At 73.1% G+C, this 18,116-nt stretch carries 14 protein-coding genes and 3 pseudogenes; 12 read left to right on the top strand and 5 right to left on the bottom strand.

Translation table 11 applies throughout. The features are described from left to right. Positions 1 to 227: 227 nt before the first annotated feature. From ACFY93_RS17890 to ACFY93_RS17855, 8 genes and pseudogenes are all read left to right on the top strand, one after another. A pseudogene (locus tag ACFY93_RS17890) lies at positions 228 to 449 on the top strand (ATP-binding cassette domain-containing protein); the annotation flags it as partial. Further along, positions 418 to 1,019, top strand: a pseudogene (locus tag ACFY93_RS17885) (substrate-binding domain-containing protein); the annotation flags it as partial. The pseudogenes ACFY93_RS17890 and ACFY93_RS17885, both read left to right, overlap by 32 nt. 11 nt (positions 1,020 to 1,030) lie before the next feature. Next, on the top strand, positions 1,031 to 1,351 hold the full coding sequence (locus tag ACFY93_RS17880; protein ID WP_391359567.1) for an L-rhamnose mutarotase: 321 nt from the start codon (positions 1,031 to 1,033) through the stop codon (positions 1,349 to 1,351). Positions 1,352 to 1,476: 125 nt separating this feature from the next. Next, positions 1,477 to 2,639: pseudogene (locus ACFY93_RS17875) on the top strand (BNR repeat-containing protein). A 103-nt stretch (positions 2,640 to 2,742) separates the two neighbouring features. After that, on the top strand, positions 2,743 to 3,768 hold the full coding sequence (locus tag ACFY93_RS17870; RefSeq protein WP_391359564.1) for a substrate-binding domain-containing protein: 1,026 nt from the start codon (positions 2,743 to 2,745) through the stop codon (positions 3,766 to 3,768). 168 nt (positions 3,769 to 3,936) lie between these two features. Beyond that, the gene (locus ACFY93_RS17865) at positions 3,937 to 5,238 is read left to right on the top strand and encodes an alpha/beta fold hydrolase (protein WP_391359562.1); all 1,302 of its coding nucleotides are present in this window, start codon (positions 3,937 to 3,939) and stop codon (positions 5,236 to 5,238) included. 62 nt (positions 5,239 to 5,300) lie between these two features. Next, positions 5,301 to 6,044: a PIG-L family deacetylase gene (locus ACFY93_RS17860; protein ID WP_391359560.1), complete on the top strand. Its 744-nt coding sequence runs from the start codon at positions 5,301 to 5,303 to the stop codon at positions 6,042 to 6,044. Between the two features lie 53 nt (positions 6,045 to 6,097). Next, a complete protein-coding gene (locus ACFY93_RS17855) occupies positions 6,098 to 6,979 on the top strand; it encodes a pentapeptide repeat-containing protein (protein WP_391359557.1) in 882 nt (293 codons plus the stop codon). An 8-nt stretch (positions 6,980 to 6,987) separates the two neighbouring features. Here ACFY93_RS17855 and ACFY93_RS17850 read toward each other — a convergent pair whose 3' ends face one another. Then, the gene (locus ACFY93_RS17850) at positions 6,988 to 7,479 is read right to left on the bottom strand and encodes a lamin tail domain-containing protein (RefSeq protein WP_391359555.1); all 492 of its coding nucleotides are present in this window, start codon (positions 7,477 to 7,479) and stop codon (positions 6,988 to 6,990) included. A gap of 233 nt (positions 7,480 to 7,712) precedes the next feature. Here ACFY93_RS17850 and ACFY93_RS17845 point away from each other — a divergent pair, with 233 nt between their 5' ends. Beyond that, entirely contained in the window at positions 7,713 to 8,438 is a 726-nt protein-coding gene (locus ACFY93_RS17845; protein ID WP_391359552.1) for a DUF2470 domain-containing protein, read from the top strand. Here ACFY93_RS17845 and ACFY93_RS17840 read toward each other — a convergent pair. The 4 genes from ACFY93_RS17840 to ACFY93_RS17825 form a co-directional block, all read right to left on the bottom strand. Then, a complete protein-coding gene (locus tag ACFY93_RS17840) occupies positions 8,406 to 9,644 on the bottom strand; it encodes a beta-propeller fold lactonase family protein (protein ID WP_391359549.1) in 1,239 nt (412 codons plus the stop codon). The two genes, ACFY93_RS17845 and ACFY93_RS17840, sit on opposite strands and share 33 nt — an antisense overlap. Positions 9,645 to 9,799: 155 nt before the next feature. Further along, the gene (locus ACFY93_RS17835) at positions 9,800 to 10,852 is read right to left on the bottom strand and encodes a hypothetical protein (protein WP_391359547.1); all 1,053 of its coding nucleotides are present in this window, start codon (positions 10,850 to 10,852) and stop codon (positions 9,800 to 9,802) included. A gap of 102 nt (positions 10,853 to 10,954) precedes the next feature. Beyond that, positions 10,955 to 12,241: an FUSC family protein gene (locus tag ACFY93_RS17830; protein WP_391359545.1), complete on the bottom strand. Its 1,287-nt coding sequence runs from the start codon at positions 12,239 to 12,241 to the stop codon at positions 10,955 to 10,957. A gap of 83 nt (positions 12,242 to 12,324) precedes the next feature. Further along, positions 12,325 to 12,819, bottom strand: coding sequence for an FBP domain-containing protein (locus ACFY93_RS17825; protein WP_391359542.1), 495 nt, complete (start codon positions 12,817 to 12,819; stop codon positions 12,325 to 12,327). Positions 12,820 to 13,019: 200 nt separating this feature from the next. Between ACFY93_RS17825 and ACFY93_RS17820 the strand changes: the two genes are divergently transcribed. The 3 genes from ACFY93_RS17820 to fdh all read left to right on the top strand — a co-directional run bounded on the left by ACFY93_RS17820 (position 13,020) and on the right by fdh (position 18,069). Beyond that, the gene (locus tag ACFY93_RS17820) at positions 13,020 to 14,309 is read left to right on the top strand and encodes an ROK family protein (protein WP_391359540.1); all 1,290 of its coding nucleotides are present in this window, start codon (positions 13,020 to 13,022) and stop codon (positions 14,307 to 14,309) included. Positions 14,310 to 14,550: 241 nt separating this feature from the next. Then, the gene (locus ACFY93_RS17815) at positions 14,551 to 14,808 is read left to right on the top strand and encodes a hypothetical protein (protein WP_391359537.1); all 258 of its coding nucleotides are present in this window, start codon (positions 14,551 to 14,553) and stop codon (positions 14,806 to 14,808) included. Positions 14,809 to 14,823: 15 nt separating this feature from the next. Beyond that, complete coding sequence (gene fdh, locus ACFY93_RS17810; protein ID WP_391359535.1) at positions 14,824 to 18,069, top strand: formate dehydrogenase; 3,246 nt, start codon at positions 14,824 to 14,826, stop codon at positions 18,067 to 18,069. Positions 18,070 to 18,116: the final 47 nt, after the last annotated feature.

Here is an 18,116-nt window from a genome sequence, read left to right as displayed (position 1 = left end):
CGTAGCATGAATGAATCGTTTCATCGCGGCGAAGGTAGGTCCGCCCACCGGTGCTGTCAAGGTCTGGTGCCATGGTGGCGGGGGTTGGAACGCAGTGCGAGAGGTCAGCGAAAACTTTCGGGCCCCGACCCATTGACTCCGCCCAGGTGGCGCGTCTAGCTTCCGTGAAACCTCATTGAAACCTTTCACGGCGTCGAGCGGTAGTCCCTGGACGCTGAGGAGCCCCCATGCAACCTCCAACTGGGGGAGGAACCCCAGGCCCCCCGCCGGCCGGCACCGGACCCGTCCCCGTGCTGGCCCTGCGGGACGTCTCCAAGTCCTTCGGCGCCGTCCGGGCGCTGCGTGACGTCTCGCTGCGGCTCTTCGCCGGTGAGGCCCACGCACTCACCGGGGAGAACGGCGCGGGCAAGTCGACCCTCAGCTTCGGAGGAGATCGGCCGCAGCCAGGTCCAGCACCTCGCCGAGCAGCTCGGCCACAAGGGCGAGATCGCGATCCTGTCGGCCACGCAGAACGCGACGAACCAGAACACCTGGATCGGCTACATGAAGGACGAGCTGAAGAAGCCGGCCTACAAGAACATGAAGCTCGTCAAGGTCGCCTACGGTGACGACGACGACCAGAAGTCCATCCAGGAGACCCAGGGCCTGCTCAAGGCGTACCCAAAGCTGAAGGGCATCATCTCGCCCACCACGGTCGGTATCGCGGCCGCCGCCCGTTACATCAGCTCCTCCTCGTACAAGGGCAAGGTCGTCGTCAACGGTCTGGGCACGCCCAACCAGATGCGCAAGTACGTCAAGGACGGCACCGTCGAGCAGTTCTCGCTGTGGGACCCGAAGAAGCTGGGCACCTCGCCGCGTACGCGGCCGCCGCCCTCTCCTCCGGCCGGATCACCGGCGCCGAGGGCGAGAAGTTCGATGCCGGGAAGCTCGGCGAGTACACGATCGGCAAGGACGGAGAGGTCATCCTCGGTCCGCCCACCGTCTTCGACAAGAAGAACATCGACGACTTCGACTTCTAGGAGTACCCGCCATGCAGCGCGTCTGCTTCCTGCTCAAGGTCCGCCCCGACCGGCTGGCGGAGTACCGCGAACGGCACCGGACGGTCTGGCCCGAGATGCGCGACGCGCTCTCCGCCACCGGATGGCACAACTACTCGCTCTTCCTGCGCGAGGACGGCCTGCTGGTGGGCTATCTGGAGACCGAGGACTTCGCCGCGGCCCAGCAGGCCATGGCGCGGACCGACGTCAACGCCCGCTGGCAGGCCGGGATGGCGGGCTTCTTCGAGGTCCTCGACGGGGAGCGCCCCGACGAGGCCATGAAACCCCTCACCGAGGTGTTCCACCTGGCCTGAGCGCGCCGTCGGCACCGAGGCGTTCCTCCCGGCCCCTGTGCCCCGGTCCTCAGCAACCGGCCTCAGCACCCCGTCCTCGGTGTCAAATCCCGCCCGCCCCAGGTTTCCCGTCGAGGAGCACCCCCATGAGACGTCCTCCGGCCGCCGCGGCCGGCGCACCGCGGTCCGCCGCGTCCACGGCCGGGCCGGCGGGCGCGGCCGTCCCCGGCCCTGCGGTCACGAAGACCGCCGACACCTCGCTCGACCCCCGGGCCCTGTACTTCGTCTCCTACGACGGCCTGGTCAACAACAACTCCTTCCAGAAGAACGGCCTGCTCACCCACAACGGCCACCAGTACGCGGCCTGGTACACCGCCGACCGCACCGCGGTGGTCGCCCGCCGCGCCCTGGGCGAGGCCACCTGGCGGACCGTCCGGCTCGCCCACACCCTCAAGGCGGACGACTCCCACAACGTCATCTGCATGGGCGTCTCGCGCGTCGACGGGCGCCTGCACGTCGTCATGGACGCGCACAGCGACGGCTTCTTCCACACGAGGTCGGCGGCCGGCCTGCTCGACGACCCACCGTCCGCGCCCTGGACCGCCTCCGCGTTCGGCGCGGTCCGCACGGACCTCGGCGGGCTCGCCCTCACCCCGCGGTTCACCTACCCGCAGTTCGTCGCCACCCCCGAGGGGCGGCTCCAGCTCAGCTACCGGGCCGGCGTCTCGGGCGACGGACGCAACGCGCTCGCCGAGTACGACGGCGCGCGGTGGACCGCGCTCGGGGAGTGGTCCGGTGCCACCGGCACCTACACCACCCGGCACGGCTCCAGCACCACCCGCAACATGTACCTCCACGGCATCGACTACGGACCGGACGGCACCCTGCACGCCTTCTTCACCTGGCGCGAGGGGAACGCCGCCGTGACGCGCGACGGCGGCGGCGCGCCTTCCACGTCCGCCGGAACGCCTCCGGCACCTGGACGAAGACCGAGATCCCGGAGCCGCTGCACTCCAGCGGCCGAACCCGCCTGGTGTTCGACCGGTACGACAACGCCTACGCCGTGATGCCCTTCGGGCGGATCGCCGGCGCGTCGCGGGCGTCCGGGCACACCGACTGGGCCGTGCTGTTCGACGGCGGCGGACTGCGGGCCTTCGGCGAGGTCGTCGTGGACGACACCCGGATCGCCCAGGACGGCGTGCTCTCGTTCATGTACCAGCGGACCTCCCACGGCACGACACCGTCCGCCCTCCGCGTCGCCGACTTCGCCCTGCCCGGACGAGGCGGCGGGACGACATGGACGACGTGACCGCCCCGCGCCCGCCGTACCCGCCGGAAGCGGCGTGGTGGGCGCCCGCGCGGCATACGCTGGCACTCTCAACCGGGACGGGCAGAACGGCAGGACGGAGCACGTGAGGCACATGGTCGGCATCAAGGACGTGGCGCGGCACGCCGGGGTGTCGGTGGGAACGGTCTCGAACGTGATCAACCGCCCCGACATGGTCTCCGAGGAGACCCGCCACCGGGTGCAGTCGGTCATAGACCGGCTGGGCTACGTCCGCAGCGAGTCCGCGCGCCAGCTGCGCGCCGGACGCAGCCGCATCATGGGCCTGCTGGTCCTGGACATGGGCAACCCGTTCTTCGTCGACGTGACGCGCGGCGCCGAGCGCGCCGCCCGCCAGGCGGGACTCGGCGTCATGGTCTGCAACAGCGCGCAGAGCCCGGACGAGGAGGCCGACTACCTCTCGCTCTTCGCCGAACAGCGCGTCCGGGGCGTGCTGTTGACGCCCGCCGACGCGACCGGCCGCAACATCGAGGCGTTCCGCCGCCACGGTATCCCGTTCGTCCTGGTCGACCGGGTCGCCGAGGGCACCAAGGAGTGCTCCGTCTCCGTCGACGATGTCGCCGGCGGCGCCCTGGCCGTACGGCACCTCGTGGACGCGGGGCACCGCTCCATCGCGTACGTGACGGTGCCGCCCGAGCTGACCCAGGTCCGGGACCGCCGCGAGGGCGCCCTGCACGCGCTCGCCGAGGCGGGGCTGCCGCCGACCGCGCTGCGGGAGCTGCCGACCGAGCGCCTCGACGTGGCCGCGGGCCGCGACGCCGGCGCCCGGCTGCTCGGTCTCGCCGACCGCCCCACGGCCGTCTTCTGCGCCAACGACCTGCTCGCGCTCGGCGTGCTGCAGGCCATGTACGCGGCGGGTGTCGCGGTACCGGACGACCTCGCGATCGTCGGATACGACGACATCGAGTTCGCCGCGGCGGCCGCCGTCCCGCTCACCTCCGTGCGCCAGCCCGCCGTCACCATGGGCGCCCTCGCCGCCGAGCTGCTGCTGGAGGAGACGGAGGCGGAGACGTCCCCGACGCCGCACGAGCACCGGCGGGTCGTGCTCCAGCCCGAACTGGTGGTGCGCCGCTCCAGCCTGGCGGCACGCTGAGCCGGGGACGCGGCGCGGATGCGGCGGCCCGCTGACCGGCCGTCCAGCAGGGCCGGCCGTCCGCCGGGCGGACGTTGCGCACCGGTGAGCGGATCCCCCGGGCCCTCCGGGGCGCGGTCCATGTGCTCAACTGGGACGCAGTCTGATCCGTACGTCCCTGGAGCCGTGTTGACCGTCAGCTATCGCCAGCCCGGTGTCGTCCTCACCGACCACCGCTTCACCGTGCCCCTCGACCACGACGACCCGGCGGGGGAGACCATCGAGCTGTTCGCCCGCGAGGCCGTCGCGAGCGAGCGGGCGCACCAGGACCTGCCGTGGCTGCTCTACCTCCAGGGCGGCCCCGGCTTCGGCGCCAACCGCTTCGTCGGCAGGCAGGCCTGGCTCGGCCGCGCCCTGAAGGAGTTCCGGGTGCTGCTCCTCGACCAGCGCGGCACCGGCGCCTCCACACCCGCCAACCGGCAGACGCTCCCGCTGCGCGGCGGCCCCCGCGAACAGGCCGACTACCTCACCCGCTTCCGCGCCGACTCCATCGTCCGCGACTGCGAGGCCATCCGCCCCCGGCTGACCGGCGGCGCCCCCTGGACCGTGCTCGGCCAGAGCTTCGGCGGGTTCTGCACGGTCACCTATCTGTCCCTGGCGCCCGAGGGACTGCGCGCGGCGCTCCTCACCGGCGGGCTTCCCTCCCTCGACGCGCACGCCGACGACGTCTACCGGGCCGCGTACCCGCGCATCGAGCGGAAGACCGCCGCGCACTACGCGCGCTACCCCCAGGACGTCGAGCGGGCCCGCCGCATCGCCGAGCACCTGCTGCGGCACGAGACGGTGCTCGCCGACGGCCACCGGCTGACCGCCGAGGCCTTCCAGTCCCTCGGCATCCTCCTCGGCGGCGCGGAGGGCAGCCACCGGCTGCACTACCTGCTGGAGGACGCCTTCGTCCGCACCCCCGAGGGCCCGGCCCTCTCCGACGCCTTCACACAAGAAGTCCAGGGCCTCCTGTCGTACGCCGCGCACCCCTTGTACGCGCTCGTCCACGAGGCCGCCTACGCCCAGGACGACCGCCCCACCGCCTGGTCCGCCGAGCGGGTGCGCGCCGAGTTCCCGCGCTTCGACGCGGCCAAGACGCTCACGGAGGACGGGCCCCTGCTCTTCACCGGTGAGTCCGTGCATCCGTGGACGTTCGACACCGACCCGGCCCTGCGCCCGCTGCGCGCGACGGCCGAGGAGCTCGCCTCGCGCACGGACTGGAAGCCGCTGTACGACCCGGCGCGGCTCGCCGCGAACGAGGTGCCGGTGGCCGCCGCCGTGTACCACGACGACATGTACGTGGACGCCGGGCACTCGCTGCGCACGGCCCGCGCGATCCGCGGCCTGCGGACCTGGGTGACCGACGAGTTCGAGCACGACGGCGTACGGGCGGGCGGCCCGCGCGTCCTGGACCGGCTGCTGGCCCTGGCGCGCGACGAGGTCTGACACCGCCACCGGCCCCGGTGTCCTGCCCCCTGATCCGGACGGAAGGCCCTAATCTCGCAGTCATGACCGAGCCGACGCCCCGGCAGCTCCTGCCGATGCCCGAGGACTGGCGGCGCGCCCTCGCCGTCGTCGCCCATCCCGACGACCTGGAGTACGGCTGCTCCGCCGCGATCGCCGGGTGGACCGACGGCGGCCGGGAGGTCGCCTATGTGCTGGCCAGTCAGGGGGAGGCGGGCATCGACACCCTGCCGCCCGACCGGTGCGGCCCGCTGCGCGAGCGGGAGCAGCGGGCCGGTGCCCGCGTCGTCGGGGTGTCGCAGGTGGACTTCCTCGGCCACCGCGACGGCGTCATCGAGTACGGGACGGCGCTGCGCCGGGACATCGCCGCCGCGATCCGCCGGCACCGGCCCGAGCTGGTGATCACCCTCAACCACCGGGACACGTGGGGCGGCTCCCACTGGAACACCCCGGACCACGTGGCCGTGGGCCGCGCCACCCTCGACGCGGCCTCGGACGCGGGCAACCGGTGGATCTTCCCGGAGCTGACCGAGCGGGGCCTGGAGCCGTGGGACGGCGTCCGGTGGGTCGCCGTCGCCGGGTCCCCGGCCCCCACGCACGCGGTGGACGCGACGCCCGGCCTGGAGCGCGCGGTGCGGTCGCTGCTGGAGCACCGCACGTACATCGAGGCGCTGACCGACGAGGACCCCGAGACGTACTGCCGTTCCTTCCTGACGGGCAACGCCGCGTCGGCGGAGGAGCGGTTCGGCGGGACACCGGCCGTGGCGTTCGAACTCTTCGGGCGGTAGCCCGCCGGACGCCTCGCGAGGAGCGTGCCGCGCGGCTCGGTAGGCTGTCCGGCATGCGAGAACACAGGGGGGCGGCCCACGACCGGCGTACCGACCGGCCGCTCGACGCTGAGGCGGGCCTGCGGGCCGACCTGCGGGCCGACTGCGGCGAGTGCTTCGGGCTGTGCTGTGTCGCGCTGCCCTTCTCCCGCTCGGCGGACTTCCCGACCGACAAGCGGGCCGGCACGGCCTGCGCGAACCTGCGGACCGACTTCCGGTGCGGCATCCACGACCGGCTGCGCCAGGAGGGCTTCACGGGCTGCACCGTGTACGACTGCTTCGGTGCCGGGCAGAAGGTCTCCCAGGTCACCTTCGGCGGCGAGGACTGGCGGTCGGGGCCGCCCGAGCGCGCCCGGCTGATGTTCGACGTCTTCCCGGTCGTCCGGCAGCTGCACGAACTGCTGCGCTACCTGGACGAGGCGCTGACGCTCCCGGCCGCCCGTCCGGTCCATGCCGACGTCCGGCGCGCTCTCGACGGGACGGAGCGCCTGACGCGGCTCACGCCGCAGGAGCTGGCGGAGCTGGACGTGGGCGCGCACCGGCAGTCGGCCAACGTCCTGCTGCTGCGGACCAGCGACCTCGTACGGGCCGGTGCCGGGCGCGGGAAGAAGAAGGACCGGCGGGGCGCCGACCTCGTGGGCGCGCGGCTCAGGGGGGCGGACCTGCGGGGCGCCAGTCTGCGCGGCGCCTGTCTCATCGCCGCCGACCTGACCGGTGCCGACCTGCGGGGAGCGGACCTGATCGGCGCCGACCTGCGGGACGCCGAGCTCACCGACGCCGACCTGACCGGCGCCTTCTTCCTGACCCAGCCTCAGCTGAACGCGGCCCGGGGAGGCGCCGGCACGAGACTGCCCGGGACGGTCACCCGCCCCGGGCACTGGACGCCGAAGGACTGAGTCCCGGCTCAGCCGTGGAAGGTGATGTACCCGTCGCGGTTCCCGTCGTTGCCGGACTTCGTGTAGGAGTGCACGTCGGCCCGGCTGCCGGAGGACTTGTACAGGTAGATCGTGTCCCTGTCGTTGTTCCAGAGGAAGTTGCAGTTGTCGCGGTAGACGACGTTGTTCGCGTCGGAGTCGGTGCCGTGGCCGCCCCGGAGCTTGATGTAGTCGCCGGGCTGCAGGTAGTGGGTGCGGGTGAAGGTGAAGCGGTTGCCGGTGGCGTCCTTCACGACGTAACCCTTGAGGTTCACGGTCGTCGTGGACGAGTAGTTCTTGACGGTCAGGTACTCCGACCTGGTGTTGCCGCTGGTGCAGCTGTTGGAGTCCCGGCCGGGCGCGTCGTACTGCACGCCCCGGATCTTCAGGGCCGACGAGTACTCGGCGGCCTGGGCCGGAGCGGCGGCGCAGACGCCGAGCGTGCCGGCGGCTATCGCGGCGAGCGCGAAACGAGAACGCATGAGGATTCCCCCCTCGGTGGTGCGAGTGAAACGGCAGGAGCCTACACAACGTGTGAACGTCGGATGGTGCCGATGTGGTGATTCCGTGAAGTCGGCCGAACTCCGGGGCCCGTCCGTCGCGCGCGGGGGTCTGCCGGGCCGGGCGCGGTGCTCCTCTCGGGCGGGGCCTGGTTGGCGTGGGCCCCGATCTTCGGTAAGTTAGGCAAGGCTTACCTAATGATGAGGAGTCAGGGATGGCAGACCGTCACACCTGGGCGGCCGGGCCCGCCGAGGCCGAACGGGCCCGCTCGGTGCTCGCCGCGGCATGGTCCTGCACGGTGACGGCGGACGGCGGCCGCGAGGAGCTCGTCGCCGCCCACCACGTCACCGCGGACGGCAGGGTCCTCCTGCACGTCCCCGGGGACAGCGCCCTGCTCGCGGCGGCGGTCTGCGCGCCGCGCGGAGAACCGTCCGCCGTGCTGGAGTTCGCCGATGTCGCGCCCGTCCCCCTGCGCGACCGCATCCGTGCCCGGCTGTGGCTGGCGGGCTGGTTCGCCGCCGAGGACGGCCGTCTCCTCTTCCGGCCCACCCGGATCGTGCTGCGCCGGGCCTCCGGGGCCGGGACCGTGGACCTCGACGAGTTCCGCCGGGCCGAGCCCGACCCCCTCGCGACGGCCGAGGCCGCTCTGCTGACCCACCTCGCCGACGCGCACCCGGACGCGGTGGAGCGGCTCACCCGCCTCGTCGCCCCGGGGAGCCTGCACGGCTGCGTACGGGTGCGCCCGCTCGCCGTCGACCGGCACGGACTCACCCTGCGCGTCGAACGCAGGCGCGGCGACGGCGACGTACGCCTGACCTTCCACACGCCCGCCGACGACGTCACGCAGCTCACCGAGCGCATGCACGTGTTGCTCGCCCAGGCCGCGCGTGCCCACTGCCCCCGCGCGCTACAGCGGCAGCGCACAGACGGCGACCGGTGAGGCGAACGGCTCGCCGGACAGCCGCAGTCCGCCGCTGCCCGCGTCGACGTGGAAGACGCTGACCGTGCCGGACCTCTGGTTCGCCGCGAACAGCAGCCGCTCGTCGGGGGAGAAGGCGATCTGACGGGGGAAGTCGCCGCCGGCCGGCACGGTGTCCAGGAGCCTCAGTCGCGCGCCGCCCGCCTCGACGGCGTACCGCGTCAGGCTGTTGTGCCCCCGGTTGGCCAGAAAGGCGTACGCCCCGTCGGAGGTCACCAGGAACTGTGCCGGATAGCTGGTGCCCGGCCCGGTGCCCGTGGACTGCGGCTCGCCCGGCGTGAGCCGGCCGGCCGCCGGGTCGTAGGCGCAGACCACGACCGTGTTGTCGACCTCGTTCGCCAGATAGGCGAAGCGCCCGCCGGGGTGGAAGGTGAGATGCCGTGGCCCCGCGCCAGGGCGCGTGTGCGCCTGGGAGACCTCGCTCAGCGTGCCCCCGGCCGTGTCGAGCCGGTAGGTGTACACGGTGTCGGTGCCCAGGTCGACGGCGAGGAGGTGGCCGCCGTCGGGGGCGGTGACGAACTGGTGCGCGTGCGGCCCGTCCTGGCCGGGGCCGGGAGCCGGACGGGAGTGGACGACCAGGTCGGTGCGCTCGCCGAGCGCGCCCGAGCCGTCGACGGGGTGCACGGCCACGCTCCCGGACCGGTAGTCGGCGCTCAGGAGCCAGCGCCCGGTCGGGTGCACGGAGAGGTGGCAGGGACCCGCGCCGCCCGTGCTCCGTGTGCCCAGCACCTCGCGCGTCGGCATCCGTACGGCCGCCACCGCGCCCTCCTGCCGTTCCTCCACGGCGTACACCGTGCGTCCGTCGGGATGCGCCGCGAGGTACGACGGGTCGGCGATCCCGGTGATCGTGCCCGTGCCCTCGCCGTCCCCGGTGATCCGGCCCGACGAGGGGTCGTACCGGACGACGCGGATGCCTTCGCCGCCGCCCTCTGCGGAGGTGTAGGTGCCCAGGAGCAGCGGCCGGGAGCCGGCGGGGCGGCCCGGCCCGTGCCGGGAGGGCTCGGGGGCGGGGGTGTCCGCGGCGGACGCCTCGGGCCCGTCCGGCACGGGCCGCGCGGGCGCGGGCACGGCCGCCACGGAGGCGGTGCCCGCCAGCGCGCCGAGGACGCGGCGTCTGCTCCATCCGGCCGACGTGCTCCGCTCCCGTCCTGTCCCACTGCCGCTCATGCGCCTGCACCCCGGTGTCGGTCGGCTCGGTGGTCGCCCCGGCCGGTACGGCGGCCGGGGCTTCGGTCGTGCCCACCTTGGACCCGGCCGGCCGCGAAGTGCAAGAACGGCCGAGCGAGTTGCGTGGCGTGCAACGCGGGCGGGGGAGCGGGCCCCTACCAGTCGCCGTCCTCGACCGGATGGCCCGGCGCGTCCCCCAGTGGCTTCACCTGGTGGGGCGACGGCTGCTGCCACGGCTCGTGGTCGTCGCCGAGCCAGTCGCCGACCGGCTGCACGGAGCCCAGCGTGTCCGTCGGAGCGAGGTCCGTCGCGTCCTGGTCGTAGTAGTCGAACCAGGGCAGCCCCGCACGGGTGTAGGCCGCGCGGTCCACCGGGGAGGGCGGAGGGGCCTCACCGGTGATGCGCCGCCACTCGGGAGGCGTCACCAGGTGCACGAAGACGCGCCCGGACGGTTCCTCGGCCCAGTCCGTGAGCCGCCGCTCGTCCCGGTACACCTCCTGGTGCATCGAGCCGCCGACACCGAGCCCCATGGCGGGAGCGGCCCGTCCCCGGCGCCTGATGCCGCCCGGCGCGCCGGGCGCCGCGCCCGGTGCGGGCGCGGACATGGGCATCGCACCGCCGTAGGCGGCCGCCCGGGGCATGCGGCTGCGCTCCAGCTCCCTCAGCCGCTCCGCCTCGCGCCACGCGGCCAGCTCCGTCGCGTTGAGCGGGAAGGACTGGAGCTGGACGCCGCCCCACACCTCCTCGCCGGTGACCTGGCCCTCGACGGTCGCGCCGAGGCCCATCGGCACCGCCACGAACTGACGGACCGTCCCCTTGCCGGAGTTGATGCCGTCCAGCCACGGCTGCCGGGGCAGTACCACGTAGTTCTGCGGGTCGCGCCGCAGCCGCGAACTCCACGGCTCGCCCGAGACGGCGCACACCTTGCCCACGCCCACCTGCAGGGCCGCCGGCTCCGTGGTCCCCGCGAAACTCAGCCACATGGCCTCCCGCAGATACACCGGCAGCATCACGCCGCCGCGCGCCCGCCACTCGGCCGGCACCGTGTCCGGGTGGTCCTCGACCCGGCGCACCGGGAACTCGCCGAGACCGGGCGGCAGCGGGTGCGTCCCCTTCTCGGGCAGGCGCAGCGTCCGGATGAACCGGACCCGCGCGCCTCCCGGCAGCAGCAGTGAGTTGCCGTCGATCCGTACGGTGCCGTCGGTCATGCGTCAGCCCCCAGTCGTGTTCCCGTTCCTCATGGTGTCCGGTGTGCCGGGCCTCACCCGGGTCGCGTGCCCGCAACTGCCGGCCCGGCTCCTCGCACCGTGTCACATAGAACGACGCGAGGGGGCGGCGCGGTTCCGCTCGCGCTCCCTCTTCCGCCGGCGTGCGCGGCGCAGCGGGCGCGGGACGCGCAGCGACGTCCGCAGCCGGGTCAGGCGGGGCATCCGGTCGCGCTGGGCGCGGGTGCCCCGGTCCAGCTCCTCCATGAGCCGCCGCGAGCGGTGCTCGGTGTCGAGTTCGTCCAGGATGCGGGTGACCTCCGTCAGCACCGCCCCGTGCAGCTGCCAGTCGCGGGGGTCCTGCTGGATCTTCTCCAGCACCAGGTCCGCGAACCTGTCGCGGGTGGCCGTCGCCGTGGCGAGCTCCTCGGTGAGCCGCTCCTCGGCCGACTCGGCGTTACTGCTGACGTCACTGGTGACCAGTACCGCGAAACTGACGATGGCGTCCGCGATCTCCGACAGGAGCTGTTCCAGGGTCGCGCCGATCTGCGGCTCGAACAGCGGCTGTGGGTCGCGTTCCTTGGCGAGGTCGGTGAGGCTGCGGGCGATCACCCGCAGGACCACCGTGCAGATCTCCAGGGTGTCGAGGCCGGTGCGCAGCACGATCCGGTGCAGCAGGCCCTCCCGCACGCGGGGGTTGAGGCGCAGGCTGTCCTCCGCCTGCCGCAGGGACGCGTCCACGTCGCTGATGTCGTGGTCGAGGCGGCGGGCCTCGTGCAGCCGGGCCGTGGCGTGCTCCACCGGGGTCAGGCCGGCCACCTCGTCGCCCATGCGGAGCATCAGCTGGCGGAGCCGGCGCGCCAGGCCCTCGACCGCCTCGCCCGCCTCGCCCACCCAGACCGGGGGAGCGAACAGCAGATTGCAGCCGAGGCCGACGACGGCGCCGATCAGCGTCTCGACCACCCGGGCCCAGGCCGTGTCCCCGACCCGGGTCACGCCGAGGACCAGCATGGCGCTGATCGCCACCTCGGGGACGAACTCGTCCACCCGCACCAGACGGCCGATGCCCAGCGAGGCGAGGATGATCAGGGCAAGACTCCACCAGGTCAGACCGACCAGGGCGCTGAACCCGATCGCGATGACCACGCCGGTCACCACCGAGTTGACCCGGCGGATGCCGGTCGTGATCGTCGCGTAGAGGGTGACCTGGACGACGAGCAGCGCGGTCAGGGGCGCGGTCAGCGGCGCCTGCTCGGGACTGATGTGCAGGGCGACGACGTACGCGATCGTGGCGGCCGCCGTCGACCGCACGGACTGGACCACGGCGGGTTCCCGGTGCCGTTTGACGAACTGCGTCAGGGATTCCGCCCACTCACCACGTGCCTCTTGCATCCTTCGGCTGTTCCCCGATCATCAGGACATCGAACGTGGTCAGGGACATCCGGAGGATCGGTACGCGGCCGTGAACGCGCCGGTCAGGCGTACAGCTTGTCGAGGAAGGCGGACAGGTTGCCCGTGCTGCGGGCGATCTGCTGCTCCAGGGTCAGGCTCTCCTCGAAACGGCCGCCCGACTCGGGGACCTTCTTGCCGCGCACGTACAGGGAGCAGGCGAGATCGGCGCACATGTAGATGCCGACCGAGTTGCCCTCCCGCCCCGCCGCGCCCGCCTTGCGCGCCGTCATCAGCGAGACGCCGTTGCCCGGATGTGTCGTCAGGCACACCGAGCACATGCTGCGGTGCAGGAAGCCGCGCTGGGACGACGGGAACCGCAGGGTGACACCGGTGAGCGAGCCCGCCCGCTCGGTGACGAGGTAGCTGCGGTCGGGCGCCCCGGGATCACGCCAGCCCAGGAAGTCCAGGTCGTCCCAGGGGCGCTCCGCCAGGTCACGCGGGACCGACAGCCGCTTGGCCTCGCCCTTGGAACAGTTGACGAACGAGCCCCGGATGTCCTGCTCGGTCAGTTCCCTCATCGCTGCCGCTCTCCCTCTCCACGCGCCCCGAACCTAGGAGCACTAGCCGGATACCTACGGTACATAGGTGCGAGCGGCGAGATCCACCCATTTCCGCGGACGGTATGTTGCAGACAGGGCCGACCGGACGGACGCACGGACCGGACGGCCCGGGTGACGTGAGCAGGCGGACCGGACCGGGCGGGCCGGGGAGGAGCCACATGACGGGGCGGGGCGGGCGTACGGTGCGTGACCTGCGGCGGGGCAATCGGGCCGCCGTACTGCAACGGCTGTACTTCGACGGACCCATGAGCCGCTTCGAGCTGGGCCCGGCCACCGGGCTGAGCTCCGGCTCCGTCAGCAACGTCGTCGCCGAACTGGTCGCCGACGGCCTGGTGGAGGAGGCCGGCAGCGTCGACTCCGACGGCGGCCGCCCGCGCACCCTGCTGCGGGTCGCGCCCGGCAGCGGCCGGCTGATCGGCGTCGACGTCGGCGAGACCCGGGTCCGCGTCGAGCTCTTCGACCTCGGCTTCACCGAACTGGCCCGCGCCGAGCGACCGCTGGAGAGCCAGGGCTACGACGTCGGTGTCGTCGTCGGTCACATCCGCGACGGCGTCGCCGAGGTCCTGGCCGGCGCGGACACCGCGCCCGAGCGGCTGCTCGGCGTCGGCATCGGGGTCCCCGGCATCGTCACCCGCACCCCCGGGCAGGGCGCGGTGGTGCACGGACAGACGATCGGCTGGCAGGACGTCCCCCTCGAATCCCTGCTCCGCGACGCCTGCCGGCTCCCGGACACCGTCCCCTACTTCGCCGACAACGGCGCCCGGACCCTCGGCCAGGCCGAGATGTGGTTCGGCGCAGGACGCGGCGCCACCGACGCGGTCGTGGTCCTCCTCGGCTCCGGCATCGGCGCCTGCCTGGTGACGGAGGAGATGACGGGCGGCCGTTCCCTCGAATGGGGGCATCTGACCGTGCGGGTGGGCGGCCGCCGCTGCCGCTGCGGCGCCCTCGGCTGCCTGGAGGCGTACGCGGGAGCCGAGGCGCTGCTCGACCGCTGGCGGGAGCGGGGCGGACACCCGCCGCAGGACACCGACGAGGAGACCGCCCTGGCCGCGATGCTCCTCGCCGCCCACCCCGACGACGACTCCGCGCCCGACCCGGTCGCGCGCGCCGTCCTGGAGGAGACGGCCGAATACCTCGGCGCGGGACTCTCCGACCTGATCAACCTCTTCCGCCCCGAACGCATCCTGATCGGCGGCTGGGCGGGCCTCAGGCTCGGCTCACGGCTGCTGCCCGCGGTGCGCGAGCACGCCGTCTCGTACGCCCTGCGCCACCCGGCCGCGCGCGTCTCGGTCGACATCGGCAAGCTCGGCCCCGACGCGGTCACCGTCGGCGCGGCGATCCTGCCGCTCGCCGACTTCTTCGCCCGGGGCGGCAGGCGCCCCGAGCCCGCGCCCGACGACCGCTCGCCGGCCTGGCGCACGGCCCTGCGGGAGCGGTCCTCGCACTGACCCGAGGCGGTCCCGCAGGGCCGTGCGCCAGGAGCGGTTCTCTTCCCGGGCCCTGACCTGGTCCTCTTCCCGGGCGTTGACCGGCCCTCGCGCTCGCCCGTCGGTGGGACGGCCGCGCCGCCGTCCGCAAGCGCGGTGCCGTGCCGGGTGGTTTCGTGGAGGAGGCGCGAGGTACCCGCGCCTCGCCCGCGGGCAGCGCGCCCCGCGGACCGCGCCAGCCTGCCGACGAACGGAGAGCGCCGTGACCGACCACCGCACGGGGAGCCCCGGAGAGAACGGTGCCCCGGTCCCCCGGGATCTGCCCGACCAGCAGGCCCAGGGGGGCGAGGACCCGCTGGACGTCGCACCCCCGCCGTCGGACCGGGACACGGACGGCGACGAGGACGAGTCCGCCGCCGACGTCCCCGACACGGACGAGGCGGGCACCGGCAGACAGGGCGCGCCCCGCTCCGGAACGGTCCACCCGGAACACCCCGGCCCGGACGAGTCCACCGCCTGACCCCAGGGAGATGCCATGGGCGTGACCGACTGGGCCCGGCGCTGGCCCGTCTACCGGCAGCTGACCGGCGAGGATCCCCTCGGCCGGGGCAGTGCCGTGAAGTCGCCGCGGACCGGAGCGCTGCGGCCGCGCACGGACACCGCCGACCGGGTGGTGCAGTCCATCTGCCCGTACTGCGCGGTCGGCTGCGGCCAGCAGGTGTACGTCAAGGACGAGAAGGTCGTCCAGATCGAGGGCGACCCCGCCTCGCCCGTCAGCCGCGGCCGCCTCTGCCCCAAGGGTTCGGCGACCCTCCAGCTCACCACCGGACCGGCCCGCCGCCACCAGGTCCTCTACCGGCGCCCCCACGGCACCGAGTGGGAGCCCCTCGACCTGGACACGGCCATGGACATGGTCGCCGACCGGGTCGTGGAGACCCGGCGCGCCACCTGGGAGTGGGAGCAGGACGGGATCCGCACCGCGCGCACGATGGGCATCGCCAGCCTCGGCGGCGCGACGCTGGACAACGAGGAGAACTACCTCATCAAGAAGCTGCTGACCGGTCTCGGCGTGGTCCAGGTGGAGAACCAGGCCCGGGTCTGCCACAGCGCCACCGTCGCCGGCCTCGGCACCAGCTTCGGACGCGGCGGCGCCACCACCTTCATGCAGGACCTCCAGCACGCCGACTGCATCGTGATCCAGGGCTCCAACTACGCCGAGGCGCACCCGGTCGGCTTCCAGTGGGTGATGGAGGCCAAGGCCCGCGGCGCCCGCGTCATCCACGTCGACCCGCGCTACACCCGCACCAGCGCGCTGGCCGACCTGCACGTCCCGATCCGCGCCGGCAGCGACATCGCCTTCCTCGGCGGCATCATCAACCACGTCCTCACCGAGGAGAAGGACTTCCGCGAGTACGTCCTCGCCTACACCAACGCCGCCACCCTCGTCGGCGAGGACTTCCGCGACACCGAGGACCTGGACGGCGTCTTCTCCGGACTGGACGAGGACAAGCGCAGCTACGACCCGCACAGCTGGCAGTACGAGGGCACGGAGATCCAGCAGCCCACCGGCGAGCCCGACGAGCAGTACGAGGAACGCGTCGGCTCCTACGGCGGATCCGAGACCCACGGCTCCGGCGGCGCCCGCACCGGCCCCTGGCCTCCCCGGGACGAGACGCTGCGCCACCCGCGCTGCGTCTACCAGGTGCTCAAGCGGCACTACGCCCGCTACACCCCCGAGATGGTCGAGAAGATCTGCGGTGTCCCCGAGAAGACCTTCCTCGAGGTGTGCGAGGCGCTGACCGCCAATTCGGGACCCGACCGCACCAGCGCCTTCTGCTACGCCGTCGGCTGGACCCAGCACACGGTCGGCTCCCAGTACATCCGCGCCGCCAGTGTCCTCCAGCTCCTCCTCGGCAACATCGGCCGCCCCGGCGGCGGCATCCAGGCGCTGCGCGGCCACGCCTCCATCCAGGGCTCCAGCGACATCCCGACGCTGTACAACCTGCTCCCCGGATACCTGCCGATGCCGCACGCCCACGCGCACGAGACGCTCGACGACTTCGTCGCGGCCAGCCGCACCGACAAGGGCTTCTGGGCCGAGATGCGCTCCTACTTCGTCAGCCTGCTCAAGGCGTACTACGGCGACGCGGCCACCCCCGGCAACGACTTCTGCTTCGACCACCTGCCGCGCCTCACCGGCGACCACTCGACCTACCAGACGGTCGCCGCCCAGCTCGACGGCACCTGCAAGGGCTACTTCCTGATGGGCGAGAACCCGGCCGTGGGCTCCGCCAACACCCGGCTGCAGCGCCTGGGCATGGCCAACCTGGAGTGGCTGGTCGTCCGCGACTTCTCCCTGATCGAGTCGGCGACCTGGTGGAAGGACGGGCCCGAGATCGAGACCGGCGAGCTGCGCACCGAGGACATCGGCACCGAGGTGTTCTTCTTCCCCGCCGCCTCGCACACCGAGAAGTCGGGCTCCTTCACCAACACCAACCGCTGGGTGCAGTGGCATCACGCGGCCGTCGAGCCCGAGGGCGACGCGCGCAGCGACCTGTGGTTCATGTACCACCTAGGCCGCCGCATCCGCGAGAAGCTGGCCGGCTCCACCGACCCCATGGACCGCCCCGTCCTCGACCTCGCCTGGGACTACCCGGTCACCGGACCGTTGGAGGAGCCCGTCGCGGACGCGGTGCTCGCCGAGATCAGCGGCCACGGACCGGACGGCGCCCCGCTGAGCGCGTACACCGAGCTGAAGGACGACGGCTCCACCCGCTGTGGCTGCTGGATCTACTGCGGGGTCTACGCCGACGGCGTCAACCAGGCTGCCCGCAAGAAGCCGCACACCGAACAGGACTGGGTGGCCGCCGAATGGGCCTGGGCCTGGCCCGCCAACCGCCGCATCCTCTACAACCGGGCCTCGGCCGCCCCCGACGGCACGCCGTGGAGCGAGCGCAAGAGCTACGTGTGGTGGGACGCGGAGGCCGGGAGGTGGACGGGGCACGACGTACCCGACTTCGTCCCCGATCTCGCCCCGGACCACGTACCCGACGAGGACGCCCAGGGCGTCGACGCGCTGCGCGGCGACGACCCGTTCATCATGCAGGCCGACGGCAAGGGCTGGCTGTACACGCCCGCCGGCCTGGAGGACGGGCCGCTGCCCACCCACTACGAGCCGCAGGACTCGCCCTTCCCCAACGCCCTCTACCCCTCGACCGCGCGTTCGCCCGTGCGGCAGACGATGTCCCGCGAGGGCAACCGCTACCACCCCAGCGGCGACGAGCCCGGCGCCGACGTGTACCCGTACGTCGTCACCACCCACCGGCTGACCGAGCACTTCACGGCGGGCGGCATGAGCCGCTGGTCGGAGTATCTGTCTGAGCTGCAGCCGGAGTTCTTCTGCGAGGTGTCGCCCCGGCTCGCCGCCGAGCGCGGACTGGAGCACGGCGGCTGGGCGACCGTCGTCACCGCCCGCAACGCTGTCGAGGCGCGTGTCCTGGTCACCGAGCGGATCAGGCCGCTGACCGTGCACGGCCGCACCGTCCACCAGATCGGCATGCCCTTCCACTGGGGCCCCAACGGCGTGGTCACCGGCGACGCGGCCAACGAGCTGACGGCCGTCGCGCTCGACCCCAACGCCCACATCCAGGAGGACAAGGCGCTGACCGCCGACATCCGGCCCGGCCGCCGCCCGCGCGGCCCCGACCTGCCCCGGCTGGTCGCCGACTACCGCCGGCGCGCGGGCATCACCGAGAACACCGGTACGGAGGTCAGGAAGTGACGACCAGTCAGGAGCGGTCCACGCGGCAGGAGCCGGGGCAGGACGAG

It is taken from the genome of Streptomyces sp. NPDC008313 (genome assembly GCF_042956125.1).
GTDB lineage: Bacteria > Actinomycetota > Actinomycetes > Streptomycetales > Streptomycetaceae > Streptomyces.
Note: the sequence above shows the minus strand (reverse complement) of the source record. Positions and strands in the feature narration are given on the sequence as shown.